This window comes from Paraburkholderia sp. RL18-101-BIB-B (assembly GCF_046026985.1).
In the GTDB taxonomy this organism is placed as follows: Bacteria; Pseudomonadota; Gammaproteobacteria; order Burkholderiales; family Burkholderiaceae; genus Paraburkholderia.
In genome coordinates, this window is record NZ_JARESV010000062.1 from 1 (window position 1) to 26,188 (window position 26,188).

Here is a 26,188-nt window from a genome sequence, read left to right on the forward strand (position 1 = left end):
TTGCCCGGCTACAAAACAATTGGCCGTTGACTCCAGCGGACCCGAACTCCTTCTACGGTGGCGGCGCAGAGGGCTACATCGATTATGCACCGTACGCAGGTTCCTAATCTCAAAACGGTCACTCTCCCCCGACCGAAGGGAAAAGTGTCTAGGCATTTTCGATTCCTGTCTGAGCACAAACGTTGACAACGTGGGTGGCCAGCGTCGCCGCGTATCGCTGGCCGACCCTCGTTGGCCCTTCAAATGATTCGGTGCTCCTTCACGAGAAAGGCTGTGATTCCGGATAAAAATGTCTTCGCGTGCGCCATTGTTTTGAGACCAGCCTCCGAGGTGAAAGCCTCCTGCAATGAGTCTGCGTCTTCAAACCAGAACTCGACGATTCCATCGATAGGCATGTCATCGTAACTGGCTGGTACTCCTTTGTGTACCTCGCGCTGCACCACTGCATTCTGACGATACCCAAGCACCCCTGGCATCGTGCAAACCCAGTCCGCGTGCACTTTCCATTCATTCAGGAAGTCCTGCTCGGAAAGTTCGGGACGACGTCGAATCAGAGACATTCTCTTCTTCACGCGGCACCGGACCTCATCGCTCGGGACGTCGACGACCGTCGTCTGTTCAACGGTCACGATGTTGAGCGTTCCGAGGAAATGCTTTTCATCAGCGCGAATCTGCTTGGGAAGTTCGCCATCGCCAAACGGCTTACCGGGGTCAGAAAGCCAAAGTTGGGAGAAACCGTCGAACTCCCAGGGCTCCCGCGCGAAATCGATACCTCTTTGCACCCTGTCTACAACGTGGTTTTGTCGGTACTGACTGAGGCCGGGTGCATTCTTCACAAGCGGACCATGGTGGTTGAGCCAATGCTGCTGGAAATGCTCGATGGACCAATCAGGCTTCCTTGAAATCAAGCCCATTCTGACCGTACTCATTAAATCTCCCAGATGTGTAAAGGTACGAAGCCGACTGATGTGGCCGCTCTCAATGTGAGCCGAGGTAGGCGGCCTTGACCTTGGGGTCATTCAGCAGCTCGCGGCCGGACCCTTCCAAGGTGATGGTTCCGACCTCGAGCACATATGCTCTGTCAGCTACGGCAAGAGCCTGCTTGGCCATCTGCTCAACGAGGAGAATTGTGAGTCCCTCGTCGCGCAACTTTCGAATCGCAATGAAGATGTCCCGGATGACAAGCGGCGCCAGTCCCAGCGAAGGCTCATCGAGGAGGAGCAAGCGCGGTTGACTCATCAGCGCCCGAGAAATGGCGAGCATTTGCTGCTCGCCGCCTGAGAGAGTTCCAGACAGCTGGTTCTGACGCTCGCGCAGCCGAGGAAAGCGGTCAAACTCTCGCTCAATAGCCTCCCCCGTTGTCGCGGCAGACTGCTTCCGAGAATACGCACCAAGTAAGAGGTTCTCGCGCACCGTCTGGTCAGGGAAAACTCCGCGCCCCTCCGGCGAAAGTGCGATACCCAAGCCCAGCCTCAAGTGCGGCGGCAATTGAGTGCAATCGCGACCACCCACCGAAATACGGCCGGACGATACCGCCTGCAACCCCGCGATGCTCTTGAGAAGGCTGCTCTTTCCGGCGCCGTTCGCGCCGATGATTGTCACCACCTCCCCTTCGCGAACCTCCAGGCTCACTCCTTTAACAGCATGGATGGCGCCATATGACACTTTGACCGAGTCGATTCTGAGCATAGGCCCTCCTTTTACGCTGCTTCAGCTTCGTCGACGCCCAGGTAGGCTTCAACGACTCGCGGGTTGGTCTGCACATCGGACGGCTTGCCTTCGGCAATCTTGACCCCGTAATCAAGCACTATGACGTGGTCAGATATGGACATGACGAGGTCCATGTGATGTTCCACCATAAGAATGCTTACCCCTTGCTTGCCTATGCGAAGCAAGAGCTGGCCAAGTTCGGCGGTCTCCTGCGGATTCAGGCCCGCTGCTGGCTCGTCAAGAAGCAACAGTTGAGGCTCAGTGGCGAGCGCGCGCGCCAGTTCGACCCTCCGTTGAAGTCCATAAGACAAGCTGCCGGCCGGTCGGCCCGCCAGATGACCAAGTTCGACTAGCTCAAGCAATTCGAGCGCACGCTGCCTCGTTATCTCTTCCTCTCGGCGAGCATGGGGCGACGCGACGATTGAAGCGAAGATACCGTTTTTCATGCGGCTATGACGCCCCAGCATCACGTTGTCGAGCACCGACAAGTCGGCGAAGAGCCGCAAATTTTGGAACGTACGTCCCATCCCCAACCAGCAAATGGCGTGGACCGGCCTACCGGAAATTTCCACCCCATTGAATTTAATGGAGCCAGAATCGGGTCTAACGATTCCTGTCACCATGTTTATCATCGTGCTCTTACCCGCCCCATTTGGACCGATGAGCGCGTGAATGTGACCGCGCTTGAGAGAGAACGAGATTTCCTGCGCCGGTTTCACGCCTCCGTAGGATTTCGAGACGTTCCCAACCGATAGCAACTCCTCGCCGCTCGACCGAGCGTTCCTCAGAAGTGTGGTCACCTGACTAGAAGGACGAGAATGCAGCGAGGAATTGTCTGCCGACGCTTTGCGAGCGAACAAACTCGACACCGTACCGACCACGCCATGAGGCATTGCATAGAGCGCGAAAAGTAATAGCAAGCCATACAGCACATGCTGAACCGACGGCCAGCGTGCAAGCAGCGCGTCCAACAAAGTCAGCATCACTGCGCCAACGACCGGGCCAAGCCTCGTTCCTGCTCCACCGAAAAGGACTAAGAGAAGAATGAAGATAGAAAGTTGAAACGACACGAAGTCCGAGTTGATGTATTGGTTTTGCTGGGCAACCATGGCACCGGCAAGACCGCACGTGATTGCCGCGATGACAAACGCGATGACCTTAGCGCGATACACTCGGACGCCCACCGCCGACGATGCAATCTCGTCTGCCTGAAGTGACAGGAATGCCCGACCGAATCGTCCACGCAAGAAATTGCGTAGCAGCAAATGCGTAATCGCACAAAAAGCGACCGCTACACAGACCCATTGTGCCGACGTCATTGGCTGACCGTTCCACTGAGGACCGCGTACTCCGTAAATGCCTTGAGCGCCTCCAAAAACATCGGTCCAGTCGCTCACCAACCGCTCGATAACAATCCCGAACGCGAGAGTGACCATTGCGAGGTAAGGTCCTTTAACTCGAAGTGAGGGCAATGCAATGAGCACGCCGCAGGCTCCGGCGACCGCCGTAGCGAGTGCCATCGCAATCCAGGGATTGAGTCCGGTCTGTGATGTCAGGAGCGCCGCCGCGTAGGCGCCGGCACCAAATAACCCTGCTTGCCCTAGCGACTTCTGGCCGGCAAAGCCAACCAAGACGTTCATACCAGCTGCGCACAGGTAATAGACGCACATCATGAATGCAATGTGCAGGTAGTAATCGTTCCCTACCGCCAGCGCACCGGCAATCAAGACGATTGCGATAGCGCAAACCGAAAGGATGTGTGAGTAGCGTTTCATACCTTCTCCACCAGTCTGCTTCCGAAGAGGCCCGTGGGCTTAAAAGCAAGGACGAGAATGACTACCGCGAACACCGCAATCTCACGCCATTGCGCCTGCCACAGATTGACGGTGGACTCAAACACCCCTAAAGCAAAGCCGCCAATGACGCAGCCCCGAGGGTTGTTGAGACCGCCAATCATGGCGCCTGAAAATCCCTTGAGGCCAATAGTCAACCCCATAAACAGCGACGCCTGCGTGATGGGAGCTATGAGGAAACCAGAAAGACCCGCCAACGCAGAGCTGACCACGAAGGCACCAATCATGACGGCGTTTGTGTTGATGCCCATCAGACTGGCCACGCTGCCGTTTGCTGCGACCGCACGCATCATCTTTCCGACCATGGTCTTTCTCATTACCAGGTCAAACACAATCATCACGGCTACAGCCACTCCGAGCAGAACCAATTCTTGAGGCCGCACACCCACACCCATGAACTGGACGACCGAATCTCCCACTGGGGATGGCACGACGACGGGCTTCGGACCCCAGATGGCAAGGCCGATACTTTCGAGAACTACTCCAAACCCCAGAGTGCTCATGACCCACACCATCCCCGGCTTCCTCGCGAAGGGTCGAACGCCGAGCACATAGAGGAGCCATCCGAGGCCACCCATTACGACGAGGGCCGCAACCAGCGCCAGCAACTGTGCTGTTACGCTGGGAACCGCACCTCCGAAAGTGGTCGCCGTTACCGGTTTCCCCAAAAGCAAGAGCATTGCGCTCATGCCGATAAAGGCGCCAGCCGAAACAAACTCTCCATGCGAGAAGTTGAGCGTCTTGGTCGTAGTAAAGGTGATGCTGAATCCTAGAGCCACCAGCGCATAAGCGCCCCCGATAGCAAGGCCACTAATGAGCGCTTGCAAAAGCGCTTTCGAAGTATCCGCATTTTGAGGCGTCAGAATCGGAGCAACCCTGACGTTATCAACCGCTTTTTGACTCCTATAATCTACGGCAGTCAGAGAGGCAATGACAGCATCGGCGTAAGGAATCAACTTGCCATCTTTCCAATGAACCCAGACCAGGTCTTTCGCAACCAGCGCCTCGTGGTTTAGCTTGCTAAAGGGTTTGCTGTACGTCTTAAGCAGACCATGAACCGGAGTGTTCAGATTCTCGAGGGCGACTCGGACGTCAGAGCCGACGGTGCTGTGGGCCTGTTTGATGGCTTGCGCCAAAATCAACACCGAGTCGTAACCATGAAGCGCGAACGAAAAGGAGCTCGGTGCCTTCAATTGAGAGCCGACCCGTGCGAAGAGCTTGTCTTGCTCTGGCGTACGATTTTCGCTTACCGTGCGCAGGAAAAGGGGTTTCTCGGCTAGCGTCTTGCCTGCCGCGTCGTAAAAGGTGATGTTGTCGGCAGCCCAGGAGGTCAGGGTTCGCGGGTAGTAGTTGATTTTCTCCATGCTTCGCATGACTTGAGCGATAGGAGTGCCTTGTGCCCAGATAATGACTGTGTCAACTCCAGCAGCCTTCAGTTTATTGAGCTGCGACGTCATGTCCGTATCTCCGACGCCGAACTGCTCGGTACCGACCGGTCGGACACCCTGTAACTCGGCCATGGCTTTCATGTCGCGTAAGCCGCCTTGACCATATCCTGTGGTCTCCGCCATGAAGCCAACCTTTTGCGACGCCCCTGCGCTCTTCCTGACGTACGCCATCAGCGCAGCAATCTGCTCGCGGTCGACCATAGAAACACGAAACATATAGTTTTCTGCGCCAGCACTCATGGGCGCCGTGATGTCGGTGCCTGCGGAGACGTTATCGAGAACCGGAATCTTCTTCTGATTGACGATATGCTTCCATGCCATCGCATTGCCCGAGTTTGTTGGTCCGAAAACCGCTACAACGTTCTCGTTGTCAATCAGGTCGGACATGTTTTGAATGGACTTCGGTGGTTGCGATATGTCGTCTCGCACCACTAAGGCCAGCTTGCGACCAAGCAATCCTCCGCTCGCGTTGATGTCGTCAATCGCTGCCTGCATGCCAAGGACCGCAGCCTGTCCACTTTGCGCCGATGGCGATGCCGACAGGTCACCGTTGAAGCCAATCTTGACGTCTTGCGCTGAAACAGACGAAGCCGCCGCACTGAGGCTCAGAATAGCGAGTGCCACAGCAATGATACGAATTGCTCTCATGATGTCTCCAGCCCATTACCCCTGAATCACAACGGAACACTGGTCCCCTTGTGAGCTCGCTAACTAGAACTTGCTGACAATGCCAAAACTTACCGCCAGCATGGAGGGGCTCGCCCCGGGCGTACCTTGGAAGCTGTCGCCAATCGCAGGTGTTGCATTGATGACGGCGCCCGTTCCCGGGTTACCAAGCGTCTTGCCGGAGGCAAGCTGATACCCTTGGAGCGCGTAAAGACCCGTCCGCTTGGACAGAGCGTAATACTGAGACAGGACGACTTGATGATATTTGGCCGCGTCCGAGATGTTGTTCGCCTTCGAAGCCCAGGTGTAGCTATAGCCAATTGCAAGGTCCAGCGGCGCAGACGGCTTCCAATGGAGCACGCTTCCCGCAGTGTTCCAAACCGCCGTGTCCGTGAACTTCGAATTTATGCCGGGGATATACTGGACATTCGAGTACGCGAACGAAATGTCCCAAGCGTCATTGAAGATGTACCCGCCGTCGACAGCGAAGCGTTGTTGTGATTGAGCTTGGTTGTAGCCATTCGTGATAGCCGACACTCCCTGCTGTCCGGAGGAATTCACGGCGGATTCAGCTCCGTAGGGGCCGCCACCAGGTGTGGAGTTATTGATTCGCCAAAACCCCGCTGCGAGACCTAAGGAGCCGCCCTTGTATTGAAGGCCAGCACTCCACGTGGACCCTTGATTCAAACTCCCCGGGACGCCTGCAGGCGCGTATTCACCGCTCGCCGTAAAACCATAGAGTGTCGGCGTCGTGTACACAATCGCACTGTTGGCCCGATAGTATGTGTCCAGTCCGTCGAGGTCGCCCGGATGGGAACCGTACCCGGTCTGATAAAGAGCCGGGACCCACGGTGCGAGCATCGTGTAATAGGCACTGTATTGCCGGCCGACTGAGACCGCACCATACGACTTATTGGACAATTCAATGCGCGACTGACGACCGAACATTGCGTTAGTAAATTGCTGTCCACCCGTGGCCAAATTGAAGCCAGACTCCAGAACGAAGAGCGCCTGTGTCCCGCCACCCAAATCTTCGGTTCCGCGCATGCCCCAACGACTGCCATTCCAAACGCCGGACTGCATCCGGACATTCGAGTGTCCCGGCGTCGTGGAGCCTAAAGTCGTCTGGCTGTTTTGATACGTGATGGACGTGTCGACGATTCCGTACAGAGTGACGGACGACTGTGCAAATACAGGCGCTACCGCGAGCCCTGCCACGGCCCCTAGTACGCATATGTGAAACGATTTGGTCAACATCAAATCTCCTGTGATATCGCTGAGTGCCCCGCTCTGTTGCGTCTGACCTAAATTCATCTCGCCCTATGTCAGACCGCCGGCAGGGTTCTCCTCCGGATGTCACGCAAGAATGCGAATGCGCTGAATCGGGCCTCTATATGGTTCAGGGAGGCAAGAAGCCGCTCGAATACCCCACTGGCGTCTTGTGCTAACCAAGGCCAGTAGTGTGCTGTTCAGCATCTGCGGGGCGACCTTCGATGAGCGAATACTACGTCACGAAATTATATATACGCCATATGTTTTGCATAGGTGCAAATCCCTATCGAGGGAAAATTTGGGCGAGCAATCTTATGGGGTCAAACCGCCAAGCTCGTGCAGAGGCGGTTGTGCCCTCTTCCCTTGCGGCGTTCGTAAAAGGTTTCGGCAGGCGAAGTAGCGCGGATGTCGGTGCGATTTCTCAGCTATGGTAATTACACCTATACTACATTATATGTTAATGTGTAATATAGATTTGACTCAGCGTGGCGTCCTCGTTGCCACCCTAAAACACCCTAGGGAGAATGTATGTCGTTCAATCGCTCAATCGCCCCGTCTTTACTCGACGGCCGGCTCGCCCTTATCACTGGAGCAGGCCAAGGCAACGGACGCGCACTTGCGCTTGGACTCGCACAGGCCGGCGCAAAGGTTGTTGTCAGCGATATCAATCTCGTTCAGGTCGAAGAGACAGCGTCGCTCATCCGCGCGGAAGGCCACGAAGCATGGGCGTTCGAACTGGACGTGACCAATGACGAAACGTGTTACGCCCTTGCTGCGAAGGTTAGCAAGGAGATTGGCGAGGTTGACCTGCTCGTGAACAACGCAGGCATCATCATTCGGGAGAACTCGTCAAGCCCGAACGCGGCGAAGAACTGGAAGAAGGTTATGGACGTCAATGTGCAGGGCACGTTCAACGTGACACTCGCTTTCATGCCTGCTATCAAGGCTACAAAGGGCGTTGTCATCAACGTTGCATCTATCGCGGCCTATGCAGGACAGGGTGGCAGTCTTGGCTATTCGCCCTCGAAGGGCGCAATCAAGATGTTCACGCAGTCACTTGCCGCCGAGTTGGCACCGTTCGGCGTGCGAGTGAACGCCCTCGCGCCAGGTGTTATTGAAACGCCCATGACAGCGGCGACTCGTGATAACCCCACTCGTCTGGAGGCGTTCATGGCACGCATACCAATGGGTCGCGTTGGGCAAACCGAGGACCTCGTCGGTCCCACCGTCTTCCTCGCGTCCGATATGTCACGCTACATCACAGGCGTGACGCTGCCTGTAGACGGCGGTTTCCTCGCAATCTGACAAGTCGTCCAAAGAAAAAGGGTCCCGAAAGCGGGGACCCTTCAATGTGAGGTGGGGCCACCGCCCATTCACAACGTTCCAGCACCTCCTGTCGCCCTACTGTCCCGGAGACCGTACGGTAAGAACGTTCTTCACCGACGTAACGCCCGACACCCCTTTCGCAACCGCGGCTGCCTTATCGATGTCATCCTGGTCAGGCACCGAGCCCTCCAGAATCACTGCTCCACCATGTGCCCGGACCGTAATGTTGGACGCTGTGACATCCTTGGCCTTCGTTAAGGCCGCACGCACCCGCTTCTGGAGCGCGCGGTCTGCCGACTTGCTCGTTGGGACCTGACTTGCAGATTTAGCAGTTGACATCGTCTCGCTGCCCGACCCGCCCTGGGCACTTACGTTGGCCGATGCGATACCGATTGCCACGCCAATGACTACGCAAATTGTGTCTGTCGTCTTCACTCCATGCCTCCAAACCAACGTATGTTTTTAATTTCCGCGGACAAGCCCTTGCTGTAGGCTTTGCGTGACTCAGGTTCGCACCAATGGACCACTGTATCGCGTCCAGATATGTGCCCCAAAAGAGCGACCCGAGACAACGGTCTTCGACCTCACTGCATCGAACTCCAATAGTTGTAGCCCATCGACTAACGGGTTTCGAAGCCGCGCAACGGAGCCGCTGCGAACGGCACAATCTAGGGCTTTGTTCGCCGGCAAAGAGAATGTATGGCGGCAGAATACTTTCTGCTGGACCTCTCGCGCCAATTTTGATTGTTTGTAACGGCCAAGAGCACGTCATCACCCGAGGAGCCTCGTTCCGCCCGACGGCATGAGACGACAAGGGGCTTCGACAGGCGCGCCGGCAAGGCTATACAGCAACGGGGTTGTCGACTACAACGCCCGCGAGCGAGCGCCGAAGGTGACGGATAGCCGCGCCATGAGGTCTTCAACTCTATAAGGACGAGAGTTCGCCTGCGAGCGTCGTCAATAATCTAGCCGGCCCGCCGTCGCCGGAAATATCAAGGATGCCCGTCTTATCAAATGCGGTAATAGCGAGAACTATCCGACCCGACTGATTGAACACAGGAACGCTTAGGCTACTGACTCCGGGTATCGGCAATCCGTCCGCCCGCGACAGGCGCTTCTCTCGGACTTCGGCCAATAAATGCTCAAGCTCTTCAGGCGTCGGCCCGCTCCCAGCACCATGGCGCTTTCGAACGTCGCACATCAGCATCGGTTCCACTGTCCCCTTCGGCATGAAAGCCGCGAACGTTCGACCTGTACTTGTATGCGCCATCGACATAACCGCCCCGACATGCATGCCTGTATGCAAAGGAACCTCCGGGCTGACGTATTGAACCACGGTTGGCCCGCGGTCGTCCCACACCGCAACAAGCACGCCATATTTCGTTGCCTTCGCCAAATCCAGTGTGCGCTGGAAAGTCTCGCGCAGTGGCGACGTTTGAGCAAGCGCATGCAACCCGAAGGTCAAGGACAGAGCGCCCGGCTCGTAACGATGGGTCAACGCGTCGCGTCTGACGAGGCCCGTGCGCGTCAGGCTCACTAGATAAGTGAAAACCTGATTCATTGGAATATCGGTCGCGACGCTTAGCGCGGCCATGGACATTGGCTGTCCAGCATCGGCAAGTTGGCGTAATAGTCGCCCTCCGACCTCCATCGCATGGATACCCCGCTGCTCTTTGGCGGCGCCCGCAACCTGTCCCGTTAAACGTTCGTTCGCCCCCATGACGAACTCCTCCGGACCGTACGTCCTCTGGTGCGACGATTACCGCGCAGCCGTTGAGCCGGCTTTGCTACTGTAGAGAAATGCCGACTGACGAGGGCGCGAGAAAAAAAAGCCGCCTGGCACACCCTTCTCCACCACGGCAACACTCGCGCCTTGGAGCACCGTTACACGAACCTCAATGATTTACGACGGCAAGCTTTGTCATCGCCGTGTTAGCAACAAGCTCTTGTGTCAAATCGTCAGTCGCTGCGATTGTTTTCCCTGCGATGTAGCCAAAGGTCAGAGCAGGCCCCAGCGTGATGCCAGCTCCCGGGTAATTGCCTCCCATGATGCTGCAGGCATCGTTGCCAACCGCAAACAGCCCCTCTATAGGGCTACCCGTGGTGTCCAGGACGCGACACGAAGAGTCTGCATTCAGCCCAGCGAATGTCCCAATATCGCCAATGCGGATTTTGATTGCATAAAACGGACCCTTCTCGATAGGGGCAACACACGGGTTCGGCGAACGGAGCGCATCACCCTGGTAGCGGTTGTAGGCTTTGCTGCCCTTTCCGAAGACTGGGTCGCGGCCTTGTTCAGCCTCCGTGTTGAACGCGCGCACGGTCTCTCTCAGGCTCAAACCGTCAACACCAATCTTGCTAGCCAGTTCCTCAATCGAAGATGCCTGGGTAAGGTATCCAACACGCAGATATCGACCAATCGGCATCGGGAATGGTGCAACACTTCCCAGACCATATGTGCGTAGCGTTTTGTGGTCGCAGATGAGGTGGGCCGAAATTTCTTCACCTGGAGTCGATGCCTTGACCAAAGCCTGCACAAAATCGTGATAGGAGTTGCCCTCATTCGTAAAGCGACGGCCATCCCGGAGCACGGAGATGACACCTGGCTTTGCACGGTCAATGAAGTGAGGCATGATGCCGGTCGAGCCATCTTTTCGCGTCAACGTCGAAACGGGAACCCAAGCGGCGGCGTTCGGGAGCGTCGTTGACACCTGGCCGCCTACCGCCTCAGCCATGCGAAGCCCGTCGCCAGTGTTGCCACTCGGCGATGGCGAATAATGCTCGTTGCCAGTCGGTGCGTGCGGAAAAAGCTGCTTACGTCTTTCGATGTCGTACGGGAAGCCACCGCTTGCCAGCACGACGCCACGACTGGCGACGACCCTCACTTTGGAACCGCCCCGCTGGAGAAGCGCTCCCGTCACGCGACCATTTTCCTTCGTGAGGTTTATCGCCTTCGTGTTCAGCCAGAGTGGCACATTCAAGTCCATCAATGATTTAGTCAGTCGTCCGGCCAACGCATTCCCGTTGGTCAGAGTCATGCCACGGCCATACTTGATGACGTCGGCAAAATGCTTTGAAAGACGCTTCGTCACGTACCACGCGGACTTGACGGACTTCGTGACCCGCATGAAGTGGACAATCTCCTTGCCCGAACCAAGCATCATCCCAAACACGGTCAGCTCGGGCAGAGCCGGAGCAAGGTCCTTGATAAGGGCGCCGAGCTCTCTACCATCGAACGGCCGCGTCACCATTGAGCGCCCGCCCTGCGTTCCGCCTGGCGCCTCGGCATGATAGTCAGGAAACACGAGTGGCATATCGAAACGGACCGCGGTCTTCGAAGTGAAAAAACTAACGGCTTCGGGTCCATTCTTAATGAAAGCGTCGACGCGCGCGCCATCGAAACTTTCGCCGGCCTCGTGCTGCAGATACGTGCGAGCGGCACCCTCCGGCTCGTGGATGCCTTGCACCTTGGCGAGCGCAGTGTTCGGAATCCACAGCCAGCCGCCCGACCTTGCCGTCGAGCCTCCGAACTTCGGTTCCTTTTCAATAACAAGAACCTTCAGTCCTTCCAAGGCGGCCGTAATTGCGGCTGACATTCCGGAACACCCCGAGCCGACGACAAGTACGTCGCAAAAATATTCGCTGTCCTGATTCATCGCGCACCTCCAAAAGCGAAGACGCGGCAAGCCAGTGCGCCCTCAGTCTGTCTTTCCCAGTTTCCACTGGCATACAACCATGATACGCCACAATTAAATATGTGCCACTTTGTTTGCATAAGTACAATCCCTAGCGGTTTCCACACCCCCGCAACGCACTCGAAGACTGGACTTTTGAGATAACATTAAAACAGGCGATTTTTCACATATGCAGTATCTGTATGCGTGTATGCAATCTCGCATTGACGTCCCGCGGCCGAGCGGCTGCACCGCGAAAGTGTCCCTAATGCTGACCTCTACGAAGCGCGCTACGACCTGGATTTAGCGTCTGCTGCGCGCAGCGTGGAAGGGAAGTAATTGGTTCGATGAACCGGTGCACCATATGGCGGCGCCATTTCGAACCAAATCTCAACGATGGAGACAGTATGATTAAACGCATGACGCTGCTTGCACGCAAAGACGGGACGTCAGTCAGCGACTTTCGTGCGTACTGGGCCGGCTGCCATGCCGAACTCGCTCTCTGTATGAACGGCATCTCCAGCTACACGCAGAACCGGGTAGACAAGGTTCTCTGGCAGCTGTCCGATGACGACGGCTGCTTTCAGGTTGATGGTGTAGTCGAACTATGCTTTGAAAATGAGAACGTCATGCACGAAGCACAATCATCGGCAGTCGGCAGCAAGTACATCCCGGAGGATGAGCCAAACTTCCTGCGTGGATGGTCCTTGTGTGTCGTGGAAAACGACGAGGAGCAGACGGAGCCCAAGGGGGTCAAAGTTATCGTTCTAGCGGTCATGAAAACCGCTGCATCAAAGTCGGACCTCAGAATGGCAGTCAAGGATGCAAACGACGCTCAAAGGTCACCTGCGAGACTCGCTTTCAACTGGACAAGCCGCACAGCCAGTAGGGAGCGGCTTTGGTCAGAGCCAAGCCCCCCAGATGCCCTCGTCTCGCTCTGGTTCGAGAACGTTGCTGATGCTCACGCGGCTTTCGAATCTGGCGGCCGTTATGAGCGGGCACTTCTTTCCGTCAGTGACCGCGCCGCTGCATATCTCATCAATACGCTGGTTGTGAAGTAAGCGGCCCTTCGGTCCTTAGCGGCGAATGCCCTCGCAATAGCGACGCACATTCGCCGCGATGTGCCAGGCTCGAGCCGTCCGTTCCGTGCTTGCCTGCTCGAACCACTATCACCTCCTTCCGGCCTTTCCAATCTGGTGAATAGCGGACGTTGCGTCGCGCGCAAATTGTTCAAGGCTGGCAAACAGTGAATTCGGCACACTAGGGTTTTTACCTAATCCAAACGGTCATATAGTTGCGCAACGGGTAAGCGACCCGCTCGCCCGGCAACTTAAAAGGACCGTTCTTCATGAAGTTTCAGCTTTTTGCTGCGGCCATCGCAATGTTAGTCAGTGTTTCGTGCCTTGCTGCGGAACCTTCGTCCCAGTTGACCCGAGCACAGGTTGTTTCTGAACTGGAAGCGCTTCACCGGGCTGGCTATTCGCCCCAAGATTGGGTGCACTACCCCGACAATATTCAGGCGGCAGAGCGCCACGTCCAGTCTGAGCGCGCGAACAGCCAGTTCGAAAAGAAACGCTGACTCGCGCAAACACCAGACATGTGTTGCCTCGTGCTCCCGCTCCGTGACGCACCGGCTTCGTCACGGTGAAAAAAGGCTATGGCGGGTCACCGACCTTCGGCGACCCGCCTGCGGCAGACGAGCCGCCTCGGTTACGTTTTTTGCAGGTGAACCGCGCCTTGTGAGCGGAGCGCGTATGCCATTACTCCACAGCTAATGGCGAGCAGGACCGCGATGAAGTAAAAAGCGTTACTCATACTGCCCGTGTAAGTCTTGATGAGGCCGATGAGATATGGCGTAATCATTCCGCTCGACACCCCCACGCTGCTGACCATCGCGATGCTGGCAGCAGCGCCTGACCCGCGAAAAAATGATGACGGTACCGACCAGAAAATCGGATGTGCTGCGTACACGAAAACTGCGCAGACCGTCAGCAGTGCCATCGACAGGACGAAACTATTGTTGTGCACCGTCAGTAACGCAAGCGCCACAGCCGCCCCCAGCGCGCAGACGATGAAATGCCACTTACGCTCGTTGTACTTATCCGAATGGCGGGCAATGACTATCACACCGACGGCACCGATTGCGTTCGGAATGGCCGAATACAAACTGATTTGGACAATGTCCAGAACGCCAAACTCCTTAATCATCGTTGGCATCCAGAACAACAGTAGAAGGATTGCCGACGTGAGACAGAAGTACACAAATGCGAAGAGGTAAACGTGCGGGTTGCTCAAGGCTTCGCGGAGTGAGTGGCCGGCTTTCCCAACTACTCCTTCACGCGACAGCACATCTTCCAGTCGGCGCTTCTCGTCTGAGGAAAGCCACGATGCTTTCGCGGGGCCATCCTTCAGGAAAAACAGCGCAATCAGGCCCAGGAAAATCGCTGGAGCGCCCTCAATAGCGAACATCCACTGCCATCCGTGAACGCCGTGAACGCCGTTCATGCCCTTCATAATCCATCCGGACACCAACCCGCCAAGCACACCGGCAACGGCTACGCCGGCATAGAACACGGACAGCGGTTGTGCGCGCCGACGCGAAGGAAACCAGAACGTCAAATAAAACACGATGCCTGGGAAGAATCCGGCCTCGAAGACACCGAGGAGGAATCGAAGCACGTAGAACTGAGTGGTGCTCGAGACGAATACCATCAGGACTGACACCGCCCCCCAAAGAAACATAATTCGCGCAAACGTTTTTCTCGCCCCAAATTTATGCAGGAGGATGTTGCTGGGAACTTCGAACAGCACGTAGCCGCAAAAGAAGAAAACGGCCCCCAGGCTGTACATCGCGTCCGTCAGCGACAGGTCGTGCTTCATCTGCAACTGCGCAAAACCGATGTTGTTTCGGTCAAGAATGGCAACCACATAGCAGATGAATAGAAACGGGATGATTCGCAGCGCCACCTTTCTGAAAAGGTGGTCATCCGCCGCAGCGACAGAGGGCTGGTCCGGCGGTAACGGAACAGCGTGGACCGAACTCGGCATAGTCATGGGTGAGCTCCACAGCGCAGTTAATTTCCATACGCCGGCGAACCCGATAGACACATCGAAGCAAGCGCCGCCGCAGCATCGCGGAAGCAATCGCACCGTGGTACGCTCGTCACCCGGGATTTGATAATAACGTGCGACTTCGCATATGTATAATTATCGTTTCTACCTATCGCTGTGCTCGACGTTCCGGCGAGCCGGATGTCGCGCCCCGCGAGCCACCACTACGCGGGCTCGCGAGCTCGGGCTACGCCATGCAATCTTTTAGAAGTAGTGCATCATGCCGAAGTAGCCACCTTGCTGATTGTGGCCCGGAAGCGGCAACTGGTCGGCCGTCTCAACAGGAAACGCTGCGCTGCCACCGTTGAACATGGCGCCGAACGTTGCATATAGGAAGGTACGCTTGGAAAGGTTGTACGTCGTGCCGACGACGCCAAGATTGCCACTTCCGCCGCCGTGATTGACGTTGCCGTGGAACCACGCGGCCTGGAACGCCAAGGCGGCGTTGACCTGATATGTTGCGCCAAGCCATTCTTGCTGGTTTCGGGTCGCGCCGACGGGGTTCGTAGCATCAAGGACCGTGTCTTTTCCCGACGAAACCAGTTGTTGGTACCCCGTGTAGAACTTGAGCGCACTCAGCTGATAGGTCGCACCAGCCATATATTCGCGCGAGGCACTGTAGAGACTTGAGAATTTACCGTCTGCATCGCGGATTTCTTCGTAGACGCCGTAGGCGTTGAACCCACCGATGGAATAGGTAGCGCTCGCGCTAAATTGTCGTCCTCCGCGAAAATTCCCTGCCTCATTGCCGAACCCGTTTTGCAGGCGAAACGAGAAACCAGACCATTTCGGCGAGTTATACGTCACCGTGTTGGCTCGCGAGCCCCACGCGCGACCCTTCGCGAAGTTGGCAATGCCTGTCGCCTGTTCACCGAAAGGGTCGATGTAAAAGCCGGTTTCATCAGTGAGACTCATCACGCGGCCGGCCCAAAGACTGCCGTAGGTCTCATTCGCCAGCCCGACGTAGGCGTAGCGGTTGAACAGACTGGAATCTGGTAGCGACCCCGTGCCAGCCGTGAACATGCTTTCAAGGTTGAACACCGCATGAAACCCGCCTCCGAGGTCTTCGTCGCCTTTCAACCCCCACCAGCTAATCCCGTACTGATTGCTACCGAATCGATAGTTGTTCTTCGATTGACCATCAGCCGTCGCCACATTCGACACAAAGTCTAGGCCGGATGCAACACGCCCGTACAAAGTCACACTGCTTTGCGCGCGCGCGTTGCAAACCGCCAGAACCGTCAGAACCGCAACAGCGATTACCCTTTTCATTTCGTTATCCTTAATATCGAAAAAGAATCTCCAGATTACCCTCCGACCTCTAAACGGGCCGGTGCAATCACCTCTCCAGCTCAACTTCTCAAATGCACCAACGGCATTCGACAAGGAACGCGGACGCACGTAAATTCCCGGACGTCTGCGTTTATCTTCTTAATCCGCTATGCAATCGCACTAATCTGCAATTCGCCCTTCGGCCGTCACGGAAAAATAGGCGTCATCCTTACTGGATAGGGCGCGCCTGAGCATGTCAGCTCTTGATGGCACGGAAGGTGCGCAGCGCCGCCGGGAGATAGCGCACCGTCGTCGCAAGGAGGATGGCGCAAGCTTGAACAAGCAACTGAACTGCCGTACCTGCTCCGAGCGCAAGCACCATCTGACCTAGTTGGGCCATGAACAGCGCCGCGACCGCGCTAGCAATAACGCTCCCCTTGCCTCCAGTGAACGGGGTGCCACCAACGACCACTGCGGCGATGGCTGGCATCAGATAGTCGTTACCAGACGATTGAGACGCGCTACCGATAAATCCGGCGAGCAGCATGCCCGCAGCAGAAAAACAGACCGCCGACGCTACGTACGCACCAATCTGATATTTCAAGGCCCGCACACCCGCCGCTTCCGCCGCTCGTGGATTGACACCGACAGCGACAAATCGACGCCCGATGCCTGTTTTCCGCGTTATGACCCACGCTGTAATTACGAAAGCGAATGCGAATAGCACGTTCGCCGGAAGGCCCACAATCTGTGCGTGTGAGATGTTCTGCATGATGGGCGGAACGTTGACCGGCACGTTACCGGTAAGGGAACGCACGGCGCCGATAAGCAGCGCATTTACGGCCAGCGTTGCAACAAGCGGCGTAATTGCGAGTCGCGAGACCAACGCTCCGTTGACCATTCCGACGAGCGCGCCAACACAGACCGTGAATATCGCAGCCAGGGCTATCGAATCAAACCCGAAGCCCGTCCTGGCCATGAGAACGCCAGCGAGGGAAACCATTCCCGTCGCCGACATGTCGAGACCTCGCTGTTGGATGACGAGGGTCTGGCCAGTGGCGACGATTGCCAGGATGCCAGCGAACGGCAGCATCGCCAGAATCGAGCCACGGGTCATGGTGCCAGGCGCGACCACCGCACTGATTACGAACAGCAGCACGAGCCCAACCCAAATCCACGAGAACTCGCCCATGGCCGGATGCACCTTCGGGCGCGGTAGCTGTGGAGTCTGATGTGGGAGATGCTGAACCGCCTCAGCGCGATTTTGAGTCGTTACATTTCTCATTTTGCCACCGCCATTTCTCTGCTCTTGGAATAGAGGGCTACCGACGCGAGAATCATCCCGCCCAGCAGATACGACTGCCACGAGTCGCCAAGGTCAAGGAACGATGTAACGACGTTGACCTGAGTAATTAGCAGCGCACCTAGCAATGCGCCGATGAATGACCCGCGACCGCCGAACAGGCTTGCTCCGCCAATTACCACCGCTGCTACGCTTGCCAGAGTGTAGTTGCCCCCTGCACTCGGGTCGCCTGAGCCAACTTGAGCCATCATTGGTACCGCAGCAACGCCTGCAAGGAGCGAGCACCCCATGTACGCAGTCAGCAACGTGAGGTGCGGACGCACGCCGGCCATGCGCGCCGCTTCTGCTCTGGACCCTACCCCACGAAATGCCAGACCAAGCCTCGACCGGAACAGTCCAAATTCCAGTGCGAGCGCGACAATACCTGCGAGAATCGCGATAACGGGCACGAAACCAAGTTGGGTACCGATTCCGTCAACGATTGAATCTGCAATAAGTCCCCCCGGGATTGGCCGCAGCAGAAGTGATACAGCCTGAAGAGCCATATATGTGGCGAGCGTCGCAACCATCGGATGCAACCGGAAGGGGTCCACGAGCAACCAGTTGACGAAACCGACGCATGCGGCAACCACAAAAACGATAATCCATCCCTCTATCTGCTGGCCGAACGGCGCTCCGTCGTTGAGAAAGAAAGACTGGATAACCACCATCAGTCCCATCAGTGGCCCGACCGAGAGGTCGATACCGCCGACAAGCATGAGTGCCTGCTGTCCATACGAGACGATTGCGAGGGTCGCAACCAGCGCGAGCATCCCGCTCAGGTTACGAGTCGACAAATATGTTTCGTTGACATGCGTCGCGTAGACGCCAAGGATGCATATAACGAGGGCGAGCATGACCAGCGGCGCCCAGTCGCCCGCCGCCCATTTCCAGAACGAGGAGATGCTAGCCGAGCCTCGCTCGCGCTCTGTCGTGGCTGTCAGAACCGCGGAGGTGATGTTGCTTTCGCTCACCCCGCCGTCTCGCAATTCCTTGACGATATGACCTCGCGAGAAAATGTGGACGCGGTCGCACAAGCCAGCAACTTCCAGCGCGTCAGACGACACCACAATAACTGCGGTACCAGCAGCAGCGGCTTGCCTAAGCACCTTGTAGATTTCCATCCGTGCGCCGATATCGACCCCCTGCGTGGGTTCATCGACGAGCAGCACCTTCGGTTTGCTCGCGAGCACACTGGAGAGAACGAGCTTTTGCTGGTTGCCACCCGACAACGAGCGGATTGGAGTCTCGATGGTTGGCGTCTTCACAGCGAAACTCGATACGGCTTCTCTCGCCCGACGTCCCTCACTCTTTGGACGTACCAGACCACGCACGGTGTCGAATGACAGACTGCGCAATGAGAAGTTTTCGCGGACGGACAAGTCGCCGAAAATACCTTCGCGGTGACGGTCGCCCGGCAGGTATCGAATATCGCTGCGTGTTGCGGCCTGCGAGTTCGTCAATGAGGCACTTTTCCCGTTGACGGTGACGCCACCTCGACTCTTGTTCAAGCCGGCGAGCGCACGCATGAATTCCCGCTGACCGTTTCCATCAATCCCGGCCAGGCCGACGATTTCCCCTCTCTTGACCTGCAAAGAAACGTCGGAAAAGCCGGTGCCTCGCAATCCGACAACATCGAGAACGATTTCTGCGCGTCCGCCAGTAGCCTTTGGCGGAAACTCCCGGTCTAGTGCACCGCCCACAATGAGCTCGACAATCTGTTGCTCACTCAGATTTGACGCATCGTAGGTGCCCTGACCTTGACCATCGCGGAGCACGGTGAGGCGGTCTGCAATCTGCTGCACCTCACGTATCCGATGCGAGATATACACGACAGCGCAACCGCCTGCGGTTACCTTCCGGATGCGCTCAAAAAGCCGCTTCACGTCCTCGGCCAGCAGATGCTCCGTCGGCTCATCCAGCACCAGAACTTTCGGGTTAGTGGCGAGCGCCTTAACAATCTCGACGATGAATCGCTGCTCCGGATTGAGACTAACCACTCGCTCGGAGGCGTCGATTTCGACGTCATCGCTCCACTGCTCGAGCAGTCGTTGCGCCCATGCCGTGGTCCGCAGGAGCGACGGACGTTGAGCTTCGGATACACCGAGATAAAGATTCTCCGCAACGGTCAAATCAGGCATCAAGGCAGGTTCTTGACGCACGATGGCAAGCCCAAGCGTCCGGGCTTTCTCGGTATCGCCTTTTGTTTCCACACCATTGATTACAACGCGCCCTTCCTCCGGGAGCAACGCGCCTGAGGCGACGGCCATCAGGGTTGATTTCCCTGCGCCGTTTTCGCCGACCAGACCATGCACCTCTCCGGCGGCTACTTCGAACGTAACGTCGTCCAGTGCCTTAACGCCAGGGAAGACCTTCGTTATGTGGCCTACCTGCAGTGCTATCTTCGTTTCCATTTTCCTCTCCTGCCCCTACCTAATTAACCCGCGACTAGGCTGAAAGTTTTTCAACCTTTGCCGACACGGGCACGGCAACTCCCGACTGTCAGTTCCTCAACCCGTAACCACCACCGGTGGAACTTTTCCTGTAGAAACGCCAGTTAATTGGATGCCGAGGTTGACTCGAGTTCCTCGGTGTATGCCGGATAGTCGGCATATCCTTTTTCGCCTCCTGTGTAGAGAGTCGGCAAATCGACCGGACTGAGCGGCCATCCGTTGCGAAACCGCTCGACGAGGTCAGGGTTAGAAACAAAAGGACGTCCATAACCTGCCAGGTCAATGAGTCCGAGCTCGACAAGCTCCTCTCCGGCTTCCTGGTCGAGAGCACCGGTCAGAATTAGCGTGCCCTTGTAGGCGTCGCGAAACTTTCCGAGAAACTCCCTTTCGATACCAGCACCAGTGAACGCTGTCTGGTCACTGAGATGGACATAGGCGAGGTTCCGCCTGCTCAATTCGTTTGCCAACGTCAGCCACGTGTTCTCTTCGTCATCAAAAGGCTGCATGTCATAGAGTCGGCCGAACGGGGATATCCGGATACCAACGCGGGAGCTGCCGATTTCGGTCGCCAAAGCGTCGACGGTCTCGAGGGTGAAACGCAGCCGATTCATGGTGCTGCCGCCATACTGGTCGGCGCGTTTGTTGAGCGCTCCGTTCGTGAACTGGTCAAATATGTAGCCGTTCGCGCCATGAATTTCGACACCATCGAACCCAGCCCGCATGGCTTCAACGCTAGACGTGACGAAGTCAGAAGTAATGCGTGCGACTTCGGCTGTTTCGAGCGCGCGCGGTTGACTTGCCTGAACAGGGCCCGGTTCGCCGCTTTCACCGTAGGCATAGCAGTTACTGTCTTGTGCGGCGACTGAAACTGACGAGACGGGAGGTGCGCCGTCTTTCTGCAAACTGGAATGGGACATACGGCCAACGTGCCACAACTGGACAAACATCTTGCCGCCCTTGTCATGCACAGCTTTCGTAACCGCCTTCCAGCCATCAATCTGCGCGGGCGTGTAGATTCCGGGCGTGTAAAGATAGCCGGTACCCTCCGCCGAAATCTGCGAGCCTTCACTGATAATCAGCCCCGCGCCAGCCCGTTGGCCGTAATACAAGACTGTTTGCGCGTCAGGCGCCGTGCTTCTTGCACGACATCGTGTCATGGGCGCCATGACTATACGGTTCGCCAGTGGAATATCACCCATGTCGTAGCTATTCAATAGTGGGCTCATCTCAATTCCTTCGTTCGCTTTGACTGAATATCTGGTCACTCCACGCACGTCGTATGACGCGATGGTTGGTACCTGCTGTTTGGACGCCTTTGGGAGCAGACACGAGCCGCCGCCCACGCGCATGCTCATGCTTGGTCACCAAGTCTCCTTGACGAAGGGGTTTTTCACCCAGCCGTCCGTCCATGGAGATGACTGTTGAACGACGCCGGTGATTTCTTCGAAATACCATTTGCCATCGATTTTGATGAGCTTGTCTTTGTATTTGCCCGCAATGAAGACGGCTTCGCCTTGGGGATTTTGGTCGCTGGGCGCCATGGAGACGAAACACACAAGGTAGAACGACGCGCTCGCGTGACGACCGTCTTCGTCGATATCTACAGCAGGCGAAACGATGTTGTGCAACGCCCAGGTGATGTTTGCCGACAAGTTGCGACAGTGCTCCTTGATTGCTTCTTTACCCTTGGCTTCGCCACCGACGCCCTTGATGACCCACAGGCCATCGTTCACAAACAGCGACGCAACACCTTCCGGGTTGTAGCCGTCATCCAGGTGCTCGGCATATTTGGCTTTCAGATACTTGATGGCTTCGATGTCTTCGAGCCTTGCCAAGCGCTGTGCTTGTGTGAACTGGGACCCTTCCATGACTGTCTCCTAGTTAAACAATGGTTGTCGCATACAGGCACTATTGCCTTGTCCGTAACCGGTGCGGGTCGAAGCGATGCACCTAATTGCGATTCCAGCCGGCCGCTCAGCACGCAAACGCGCTGGCGAGTGAGGGACGCTTCAAACTAACGAACGAGTGAGAGGTACAAGATTGGCGTTGTGTGTGACCGCCCAAACAAGCGAGGGGACAGTGACCACCGGGCCATGGATTTGCTGCATGCGCACAACGGAACGTCGAGCCCATGCGGGCGTTCCGCATTGCTGATGCCCATGTGAAGTCGCACTTTCGTCTCCTTGTATACGAGACGGAGTCCTGCTTGCGCGGATTCCTGCTCTCTTTGTGACGAATATATGAGACTTGAATCGCCCGTTCGCGACTGGGCACGACAGATTTGCTGGACCGATTGCGCCACCCAGGAAGCCTGTGGACCGCTCAGACTCGCCTGGCTCGGTTTGGGCAATTGTCCGGGACCACCGGGACTGCGACCCATACGCGGGACTGCCGTCACCTATCGACGGCTAGCCCGGGTAAGCGGACGCTCCAGTCGGTTATTCAGTCCGGGTTTGCTCGAATATGAAATTCAATCATTTCAATCTAATTTGTATATATGCAAGTTTTCTGTTCGCGACCTGAAGTCGCGAGAGCTCTTTAGAGGTGTGCCCGGCTATGATTGAACAGTTCGACACGTCCGCAGTGCTGGCCCGCGAACGACTGGCCTACTATCATGACGTCATCTGCCGTCTCTACTGTCACGTCGACCTTCCGTCGTTCCAGGACGCTGTTGACGTCTTCAGCGCACGCGTTGTCCAAAAGCCGATTGGCAATATTGGCGTGGGCGACATCGCGGCACCTGGGCTTCAATATGTGAGGACGTCCAGCGACCTCAGCCGGAGCCCGAGTGATGAGTTTCTGGCGAGCCTGCTTGTGCAAGGCAGCGCGTCGCTCGAGCAAAGCGGTCGCCATACGGCTCAGAAGGTCGGCGACATCGTGCTCTATGACACGGCGCGCGCTTTTAAATATAGTTTTTCCACCGACTACCGAATCATTCTGCTGAAAATTCCGCGCAAGCAGATGCTCTGCCGACTGTCTGCTGCCGAACGACTCACCGCCATTGCGCTTGACGGGCAGTCGACGATGGGAGCACTCGCGGCAGCCGTTATCAAGGGCGCTGCCAGCGTGGACGCAGACCTGGAACCTTGCGCAGCAGCCAAACTATCTGCTTCTGTTGTCGACATTTTCGCGGCCTCTGTCGAAACCGAGTTCCGTGGCGCAGAAGGGATGCTGGAACGCCACGGAAATGTCCTTCAACGGGCGAAAGACTACATTCAGGCAAATCTGAGTGACTCAGAGCTGGACGTTGAGAAGGTTTCCGATGCGATAGGGGTGTCACGTCGCACGCTGAACAGAATTTTTGCGGCCCACGGTACGACTGCTGCCCGTTGGCTCTGGCAGAAACGGTTAGAAGCAAGTCACACGTCGCTTACTGAAGGCCGAGCTCAGCACATCGCCGACGTTGCGGTAGCGTGCGGTTTCAGCGACTTCTCTCATTTCAGCCGGGCGTTCAAGAGAACATACGGAATCGCGCCGAACACGTTGGTCAAGCAGCGGGCCGCCTAGGCGAATGGAACAAGCACGGGAGTCGATAGGCGGCATCTTGTTGCTTGCCGCCTCTTCGATGCCCGCTTGCCATTTTTTGCAGTCAGCAATCGCTGGTCAGATGCTACGCGTTGCGGCTTCCGTGCGGCAGAGAAATGCCAGACGTCAACACGCCTGGCACTTCACGCCAGCATCAAACCTTGTCGTAGCCGCCGTCTACCATCAACGTTGTGCCCGTACATCCGCTCGATAGGTCTGACAGGAAGAAGGCAACTGCGTTAGCGACCTCTTCCGGCCGAATCAATCGTCCCATCGGCACCTGTGACATCCACATGGCAACCATCTCAGGAGACTCATTGGCGAATCGCTCAATCATCGGAGTCTCAGTACGACCAGGGCCGACCGCGTTCACTCGAATGCCATCGCTCGCCCATTCAACCCCAAGTAATGCGGCGAGATGCTCTACTGCGGCTTTGGTCGCACCATAAGCGGCGCACTTCTCAGGCCGAATGACCGTTCGAGCCGCAATTGACGAAATTAGAACGACACTACCGCCGCGCCCACGCATGTGCTTCGCGAAAGTCTGTGCGGTGAAAAATGCTCCATCGAGGTTGACCGACATCGTTTTTCGCCATGACGCCTCGTCATAATCGAACGCCTCCGACAGAACCGCAATCCCTGCATTGGCCACGACACCGTCAACGCCGCCGTGTCGACTCACGACCTGGGCGGCGGCCCGACTTAGGGATTCGACGCTAGTCACATCGATGGGCAAGAAATGGACCATGCGTCGCCCTTCATCCACATCCATAGCCAGGTTCTCACCGTTGCTGGATGGCATGTCCGCGATAATCACTCTGCTACCGGCCGCTACGAGACGCTTTACCGTCGCGAGCCCGATGCCTCCCGCGCCCCCGGTCACAACGATTGTCTTGTTGCTCAATCCTTCCATGCTCTGCGGCTCCATCTTCTTAGATTCGCATATCGAACAATGAGTCCCGCGCTTCCCGTCCGTGGCAACGTCGAGCGGGAGCGGGGAACCTGCACAGCAACTTCTAGCCGAGATAGACACCTACGGACTTGAGTTCCGTATAAGCCTCCAGGCCCGAGAGCCCCATTTCCCGGCCCCAACCCGACTGTTTGTAGCCACCAAACGGCAGCGCCGCGTCGGTCTGGTTGTGATTATTCACCCAGACAACGCCGGCACGAATCCTCGCCGCGAGCTTATGGGCCACACTTAGGTCTCTTGTCCACACGCTTGCGGCAAGACCATACACCGTGTTGTTCGCTTCGCGCACGAGTGCATCGAGATTGTCGCCGCTCATCTTCATTGCCGAGATAACGGGCCCAAAAATCTCCTGCTGGTACACGCTCATGCCTGGCTGGACATTGGTGAGAACCGTCGGGCGATGGAAGAAGCCGGCACCATCAGGCTTGCCGCCGCCAGCGAAGACCTTCGCACCTTCGTCGATTCCCGCCTGGAGGATTTTGGACACGCGCGAGAGTTGGCGCTCGGAGATGAGCGGTCCAAGATTGGACTCCGGGTCGAGCCCATGACCGAGTTTGAGCGAGTTCGCGTATTCCGCGACTCCTCCGACAACCTTGTCGTAGATGTCTTCGTGGATATAAAGGCGGGACCCTGCCGTGCAAGCTTGCCCACTGTTGAGCAGTACCGCTTCGGCAACACCCGGAATAGCACGCTCCAGGTCTGCGTCAGGAAATACGAAAACCGGACTCTTTCCGCCTAGCTCAAGCGTAACCCGTTTGAGATTTCCTGCAGCTGCACGAACGATTGCCTTGCCCGTGTCGGTGCTGCCGGTGAAAGCCACCTTGTCCACGTCAGGGTGTTCGACGAGTGCCGCGCCGGCAACGCCATCACCCGTTACGACGTTCAGGACGCCCGGCGGCAGACCGGCTTGTTGACACAATTCCGCGATGCGCAGAGCAGTCAGCGGGGTATCTTCCGCAGGCTTGAGTACGATGGTGCAACCTGCGGCCAAGGCAGGTGCTAACTTCCATGCAGCCATCAGGAGCGGCACGTTCCACGGAATAATTTGCCCGACCACTCCGATTGGTTCGCGTACGGTGTATGCATGCCATTCACCCGGCATGTTCACGGGAACCGTACTGCCGCCAATTTTCGTAGCCCAACCTGAGTAATAACGGAAATGTTCCGCACCCAGCCGCACGTAAAAATTCCTCACGATGTTGTACGGAGACCCTTCATCGAGCACTTCCAGTTGCGCGAGTTCTTCCGAGTGTTCGTCGACAAGATTACCAATATTCCAGATAATCTTCGCGCGTTCTGCCGTGGACATGGAGCGCCACGGGCCGTGCTCGAAGGCTTCGCGGGCAGCTCTTACGGCGAGGTCGACGTCTTTCGCATCGCCGTTCGCCATGGTCGAAATCGCCGCTCCGGTTGCAGGGTCGAGGACTTCCCGGGTGGCACCCGAGGAGGCAGTGACCCATTCACCGCCGATGAACAATCGATGTTTTCTGGCAAGGAACCGCTTCGTGCTTTCTGAGAGTCGAGCGGAGGTATCGAATACTGCGATTGAAGATGTCATTACTCGTC

General features: G+C 56.8%; 20 protein-coding genes and 1 pseudogene. 4 read left to right on the forward strand and 17 right to left on the reverse strand.

Features of this window, described 5'->3' with window-relative positions; genetic code table 11:
* Nucleotides 1-239 precede the first annotated feature (239 nt).
* The 6 genes and pseudogenes from P0D73_RS41105 to P0D73_RS41130 all read right to left on the reverse strand — a co-directional run bounded on the left by P0D73_RS41105 (nucleotide 240) and on the right by P0D73_RS41130 (nucleotide 6,934).
* On the reverse strand, nucleotides 240-929 hold the full coding sequence (locus P0D73_RS41105; RefSeq protein WP_408180342.1) for an EthD domain-containing protein: 690 nt from the start codon (nucleotides 927-929) through the stop codon (nucleotides 240-242).
* Between the two features lie 49 nt (nucleotides 930-978).
* Nucleotides 979-1,689, reverse strand: coding sequence for an ABC transporter ATP-binding protein (locus P0D73_RS41110; RefSeq protein ID WP_408435606.1), 711 nt, complete (start codon nucleotides 1,687-1,689; stop codon nucleotides 979-981).
* An 11-nt stretch (nucleotides 1,690-1,700) separates the two neighbouring features.
* Complete coding sequence (locus tag P0D73_RS41115) at nucleotides 1,701-3,485, reverse strand: branched-chain amino acid ABC transporter ATP-binding protein/permease (protein ID WP_408435608.1); 1,785 nt, start codon at nucleotides 3,483-3,485, stop codon at nucleotides 1,701-1,703.
* Complete coding sequence (locus P0D73_RS41120) at nucleotides 3,482-4,390, reverse strand: branched-chain amino acid ABC transporter permease (protein WP_408435626.1); 909 nt, start codon at nucleotides 4,388-4,390, stop codon at nucleotides 3,482-3,484. Before P0D73_RS41120 ends, P0D73_RS41115 begins: the two co-directional genes overlap by 4 nt.
* Nucleotides 4,391-4,621: 231 nt before the next feature.
* Nucleotides 4,622-5,659, reverse strand: a pseudogene (locus P0D73_RS41125) (ABC transporter substrate-binding protein); the annotation flags it as partial.
* A 63-nt stretch (nucleotides 5,660-5,722) separates the two neighbouring features.
* On the reverse strand, nucleotides 5,723-6,934 hold the full coding sequence (locus P0D73_RS41130; protein WP_408180339.1) for a porin: 1,212 nt from the start codon (nucleotides 6,932-6,934) through the stop codon (nucleotides 5,723-5,725).
* A gap of 543 nt (nucleotides 6,935-7,477) precedes the next feature.
* Here P0D73_RS41130 and P0D73_RS41135 point away from each other — a divergent pair.
* Nucleotides 7,478-8,254: an SDR family NAD(P)-dependent oxidoreductase gene (locus tag P0D73_RS41135; protein WP_408180338.1), complete on the forward strand. Its 777-nt coding sequence runs from the start codon at nucleotides 7,478-7,480 to the stop codon at nucleotides 8,252-8,254.
* 96 nt (nucleotides 8,255-8,350) lie between these two features.
* Here the strand turns inward: P0D73_RS41135 and P0D73_RS41140 are convergent, their stop codons facing one another.
* The 3 genes from P0D73_RS41140 to P0D73_RS41150 form a co-directional block, all read right to left on the reverse strand.
* Nucleotides 8,351-8,614, reverse strand: a complete 264-nt coding sequence (locus P0D73_RS41140; RefSeq protein ID WP_408180386.1) for a BON domain-containing protein — start codon at nucleotides 8,612-8,614, stop codon at nucleotides 8,351-8,353.
* A 586-nt stretch (nucleotides 8,615-9,200) separates the two neighbouring features.
* A complete protein-coding gene (locus P0D73_RS41145; protein ID WP_408289415.1) occupies nucleotides 9,201-9,995 on the reverse strand; it encodes an IclR family transcriptional regulator in 795 nt (264 codons plus the stop codon).
* A 175-nt stretch (nucleotides 9,996-10,170) separates the two neighbouring features.
* On the reverse strand, nucleotides 10,171-11,931 hold the full coding sequence (locus P0D73_RS41150) for an FAD-dependent oxidoreductase (RefSeq protein ID WP_408289418.1): 1,761 nt from the start codon (nucleotides 11,929-11,931) through the stop codon (nucleotides 10,171-10,173).
* Between the two features lie 425 nt (nucleotides 11,932-12,356).
* On the opposite strand from P0D73_RS41150, the gene P0D73_RS41155 reads away from it, so the two are divergent.
* Both P0D73_RS41155 and P0D73_RS41160 read left to right on the forward strand, forming a co-directional pair.
* Nucleotides 12,357-13,010 (forward strand): EthD domain-containing protein, encoded by a 654-nt coding sequence (locus tag P0D73_RS41155; protein WP_408289421.1) that lies wholly within the window; start codon nucleotides 12,357-12,359, stop codon nucleotides 13,008-13,010.
* A 287-nt stretch (nucleotides 13,011-13,297) separates the two neighbouring features.
* Nucleotides 13,298-13,528 (forward strand): DUF4148 domain-containing protein, encoded by a 231-nt coding sequence (locus tag P0D73_RS41160; RefSeq protein ID WP_408435610.1) that lies wholly within the window; start codon nucleotides 13,298-13,300, stop codon nucleotides 13,526-13,528.
* 131 nt (nucleotides 13,529-13,659) lie between these two features.
* Here the strand turns inward: P0D73_RS41160 and P0D73_RS41165 are convergent, their stop codons facing one another.
* From P0D73_RS41165 to P0D73_RS41190, 6 genes are all read right to left on the reverse strand, one after another.
* A complete protein-coding gene (locus P0D73_RS41165) occupies nucleotides 13,660-15,003 on the reverse strand; it encodes an MFS transporter (RefSeq protein ID WP_408435612.1) in 1,344 nt (447 codons plus the stop codon).
* Between the two features lie 261 nt (nucleotides 15,004-15,264).
* Nucleotides 15,265-16,332 (reverse strand): porin, encoded by a 1,068-nt coding sequence (locus tag P0D73_RS41170; protein ID WP_408435614.1) that lies wholly within the window; start codon nucleotides 16,330-16,332, stop codon nucleotides 15,265-15,267.
* A gap of 256 nt (nucleotides 16,333-16,588) precedes the next feature.
* Nucleotides 16,589-17,524: an ABC transporter permease gene (locus P0D73_RS41175; RefSeq protein WP_408180331.1), complete on the reverse strand. Its 936-nt coding sequence runs from the start codon at nucleotides 17,522-17,524 to the stop codon at nucleotides 16,589-16,591.
* 89 nt (nucleotides 17,525-17,613) lie between these two features.
* A complete protein-coding gene (locus tag P0D73_RS41180) occupies nucleotides 17,614-20,088 on the reverse strand; it encodes an ATP-binding cassette domain-containing protein (protein ID WP_408180330.1) in 2,475 nt (824 codons plus the stop codon).
* A 143-nt stretch (nucleotides 20,089-20,231) separates the two neighbouring features.
* Nucleotides 20,232-21,353: an alkene reductase gene (locus P0D73_RS41185; protein WP_408289475.1), complete on the reverse strand. Its 1,122-nt coding sequence runs from the start codon at nucleotides 21,351-21,353 to the stop codon at nucleotides 20,232-20,234.
* A gap of 135 nt (nucleotides 21,354-21,488) precedes the next feature.
* On the reverse strand, nucleotides 21,489-21,995 hold the full coding sequence (locus P0D73_RS41190; RefSeq protein WP_408180328.1) for a nuclear transport factor 2 family protein: 507 nt from the start codon (nucleotides 21,993-21,995) through the stop codon (nucleotides 21,489-21,491).
* Nucleotides 21,996-22,683: 688 nt separating this feature from the next.
* Here P0D73_RS41190 and P0D73_RS41195 point away from each other — a divergent pair.
* Complete coding sequence (locus tag P0D73_RS41195; protein WP_408180327.1) at nucleotides 22,684-23,634, forward strand: helix-turn-helix domain-containing protein; 951 nt, start codon at nucleotides 22,684-22,686, stop codon at nucleotides 23,632-23,634.
* 172 nt (nucleotides 23,635-23,806) lie between these two features.
* Here P0D73_RS41195 and P0D73_RS41200 read toward each other — a convergent pair whose 3' ends face one another.
* Both P0D73_RS41200 and P0D73_RS41205 read right to left on the reverse strand, forming a co-directional pair.
* The gene (locus tag P0D73_RS41200; protein ID WP_408435616.1) at nucleotides 23,807-24,565 is read right to left on the reverse strand and encodes an SDR family NAD(P)-dependent oxidoreductase; all 759 of its coding nucleotides are present in this window, start codon (nucleotides 24,563-24,565) and stop codon (nucleotides 23,807-23,809) included.
* Between the two features lie 103 nt (nucleotides 24,566-24,668).
* Nucleotides 24,669-26,180, reverse strand: a complete 1,512-nt coding sequence (locus P0D73_RS41205) for an aldehyde dehydrogenase family protein (RefSeq protein ID WP_408180325.1) — start codon at nucleotides 26,178-26,180, stop codon at nucleotides 24,669-24,671.
* Nucleotides 26,181-26,188: the final 8 nt, after the last annotated feature.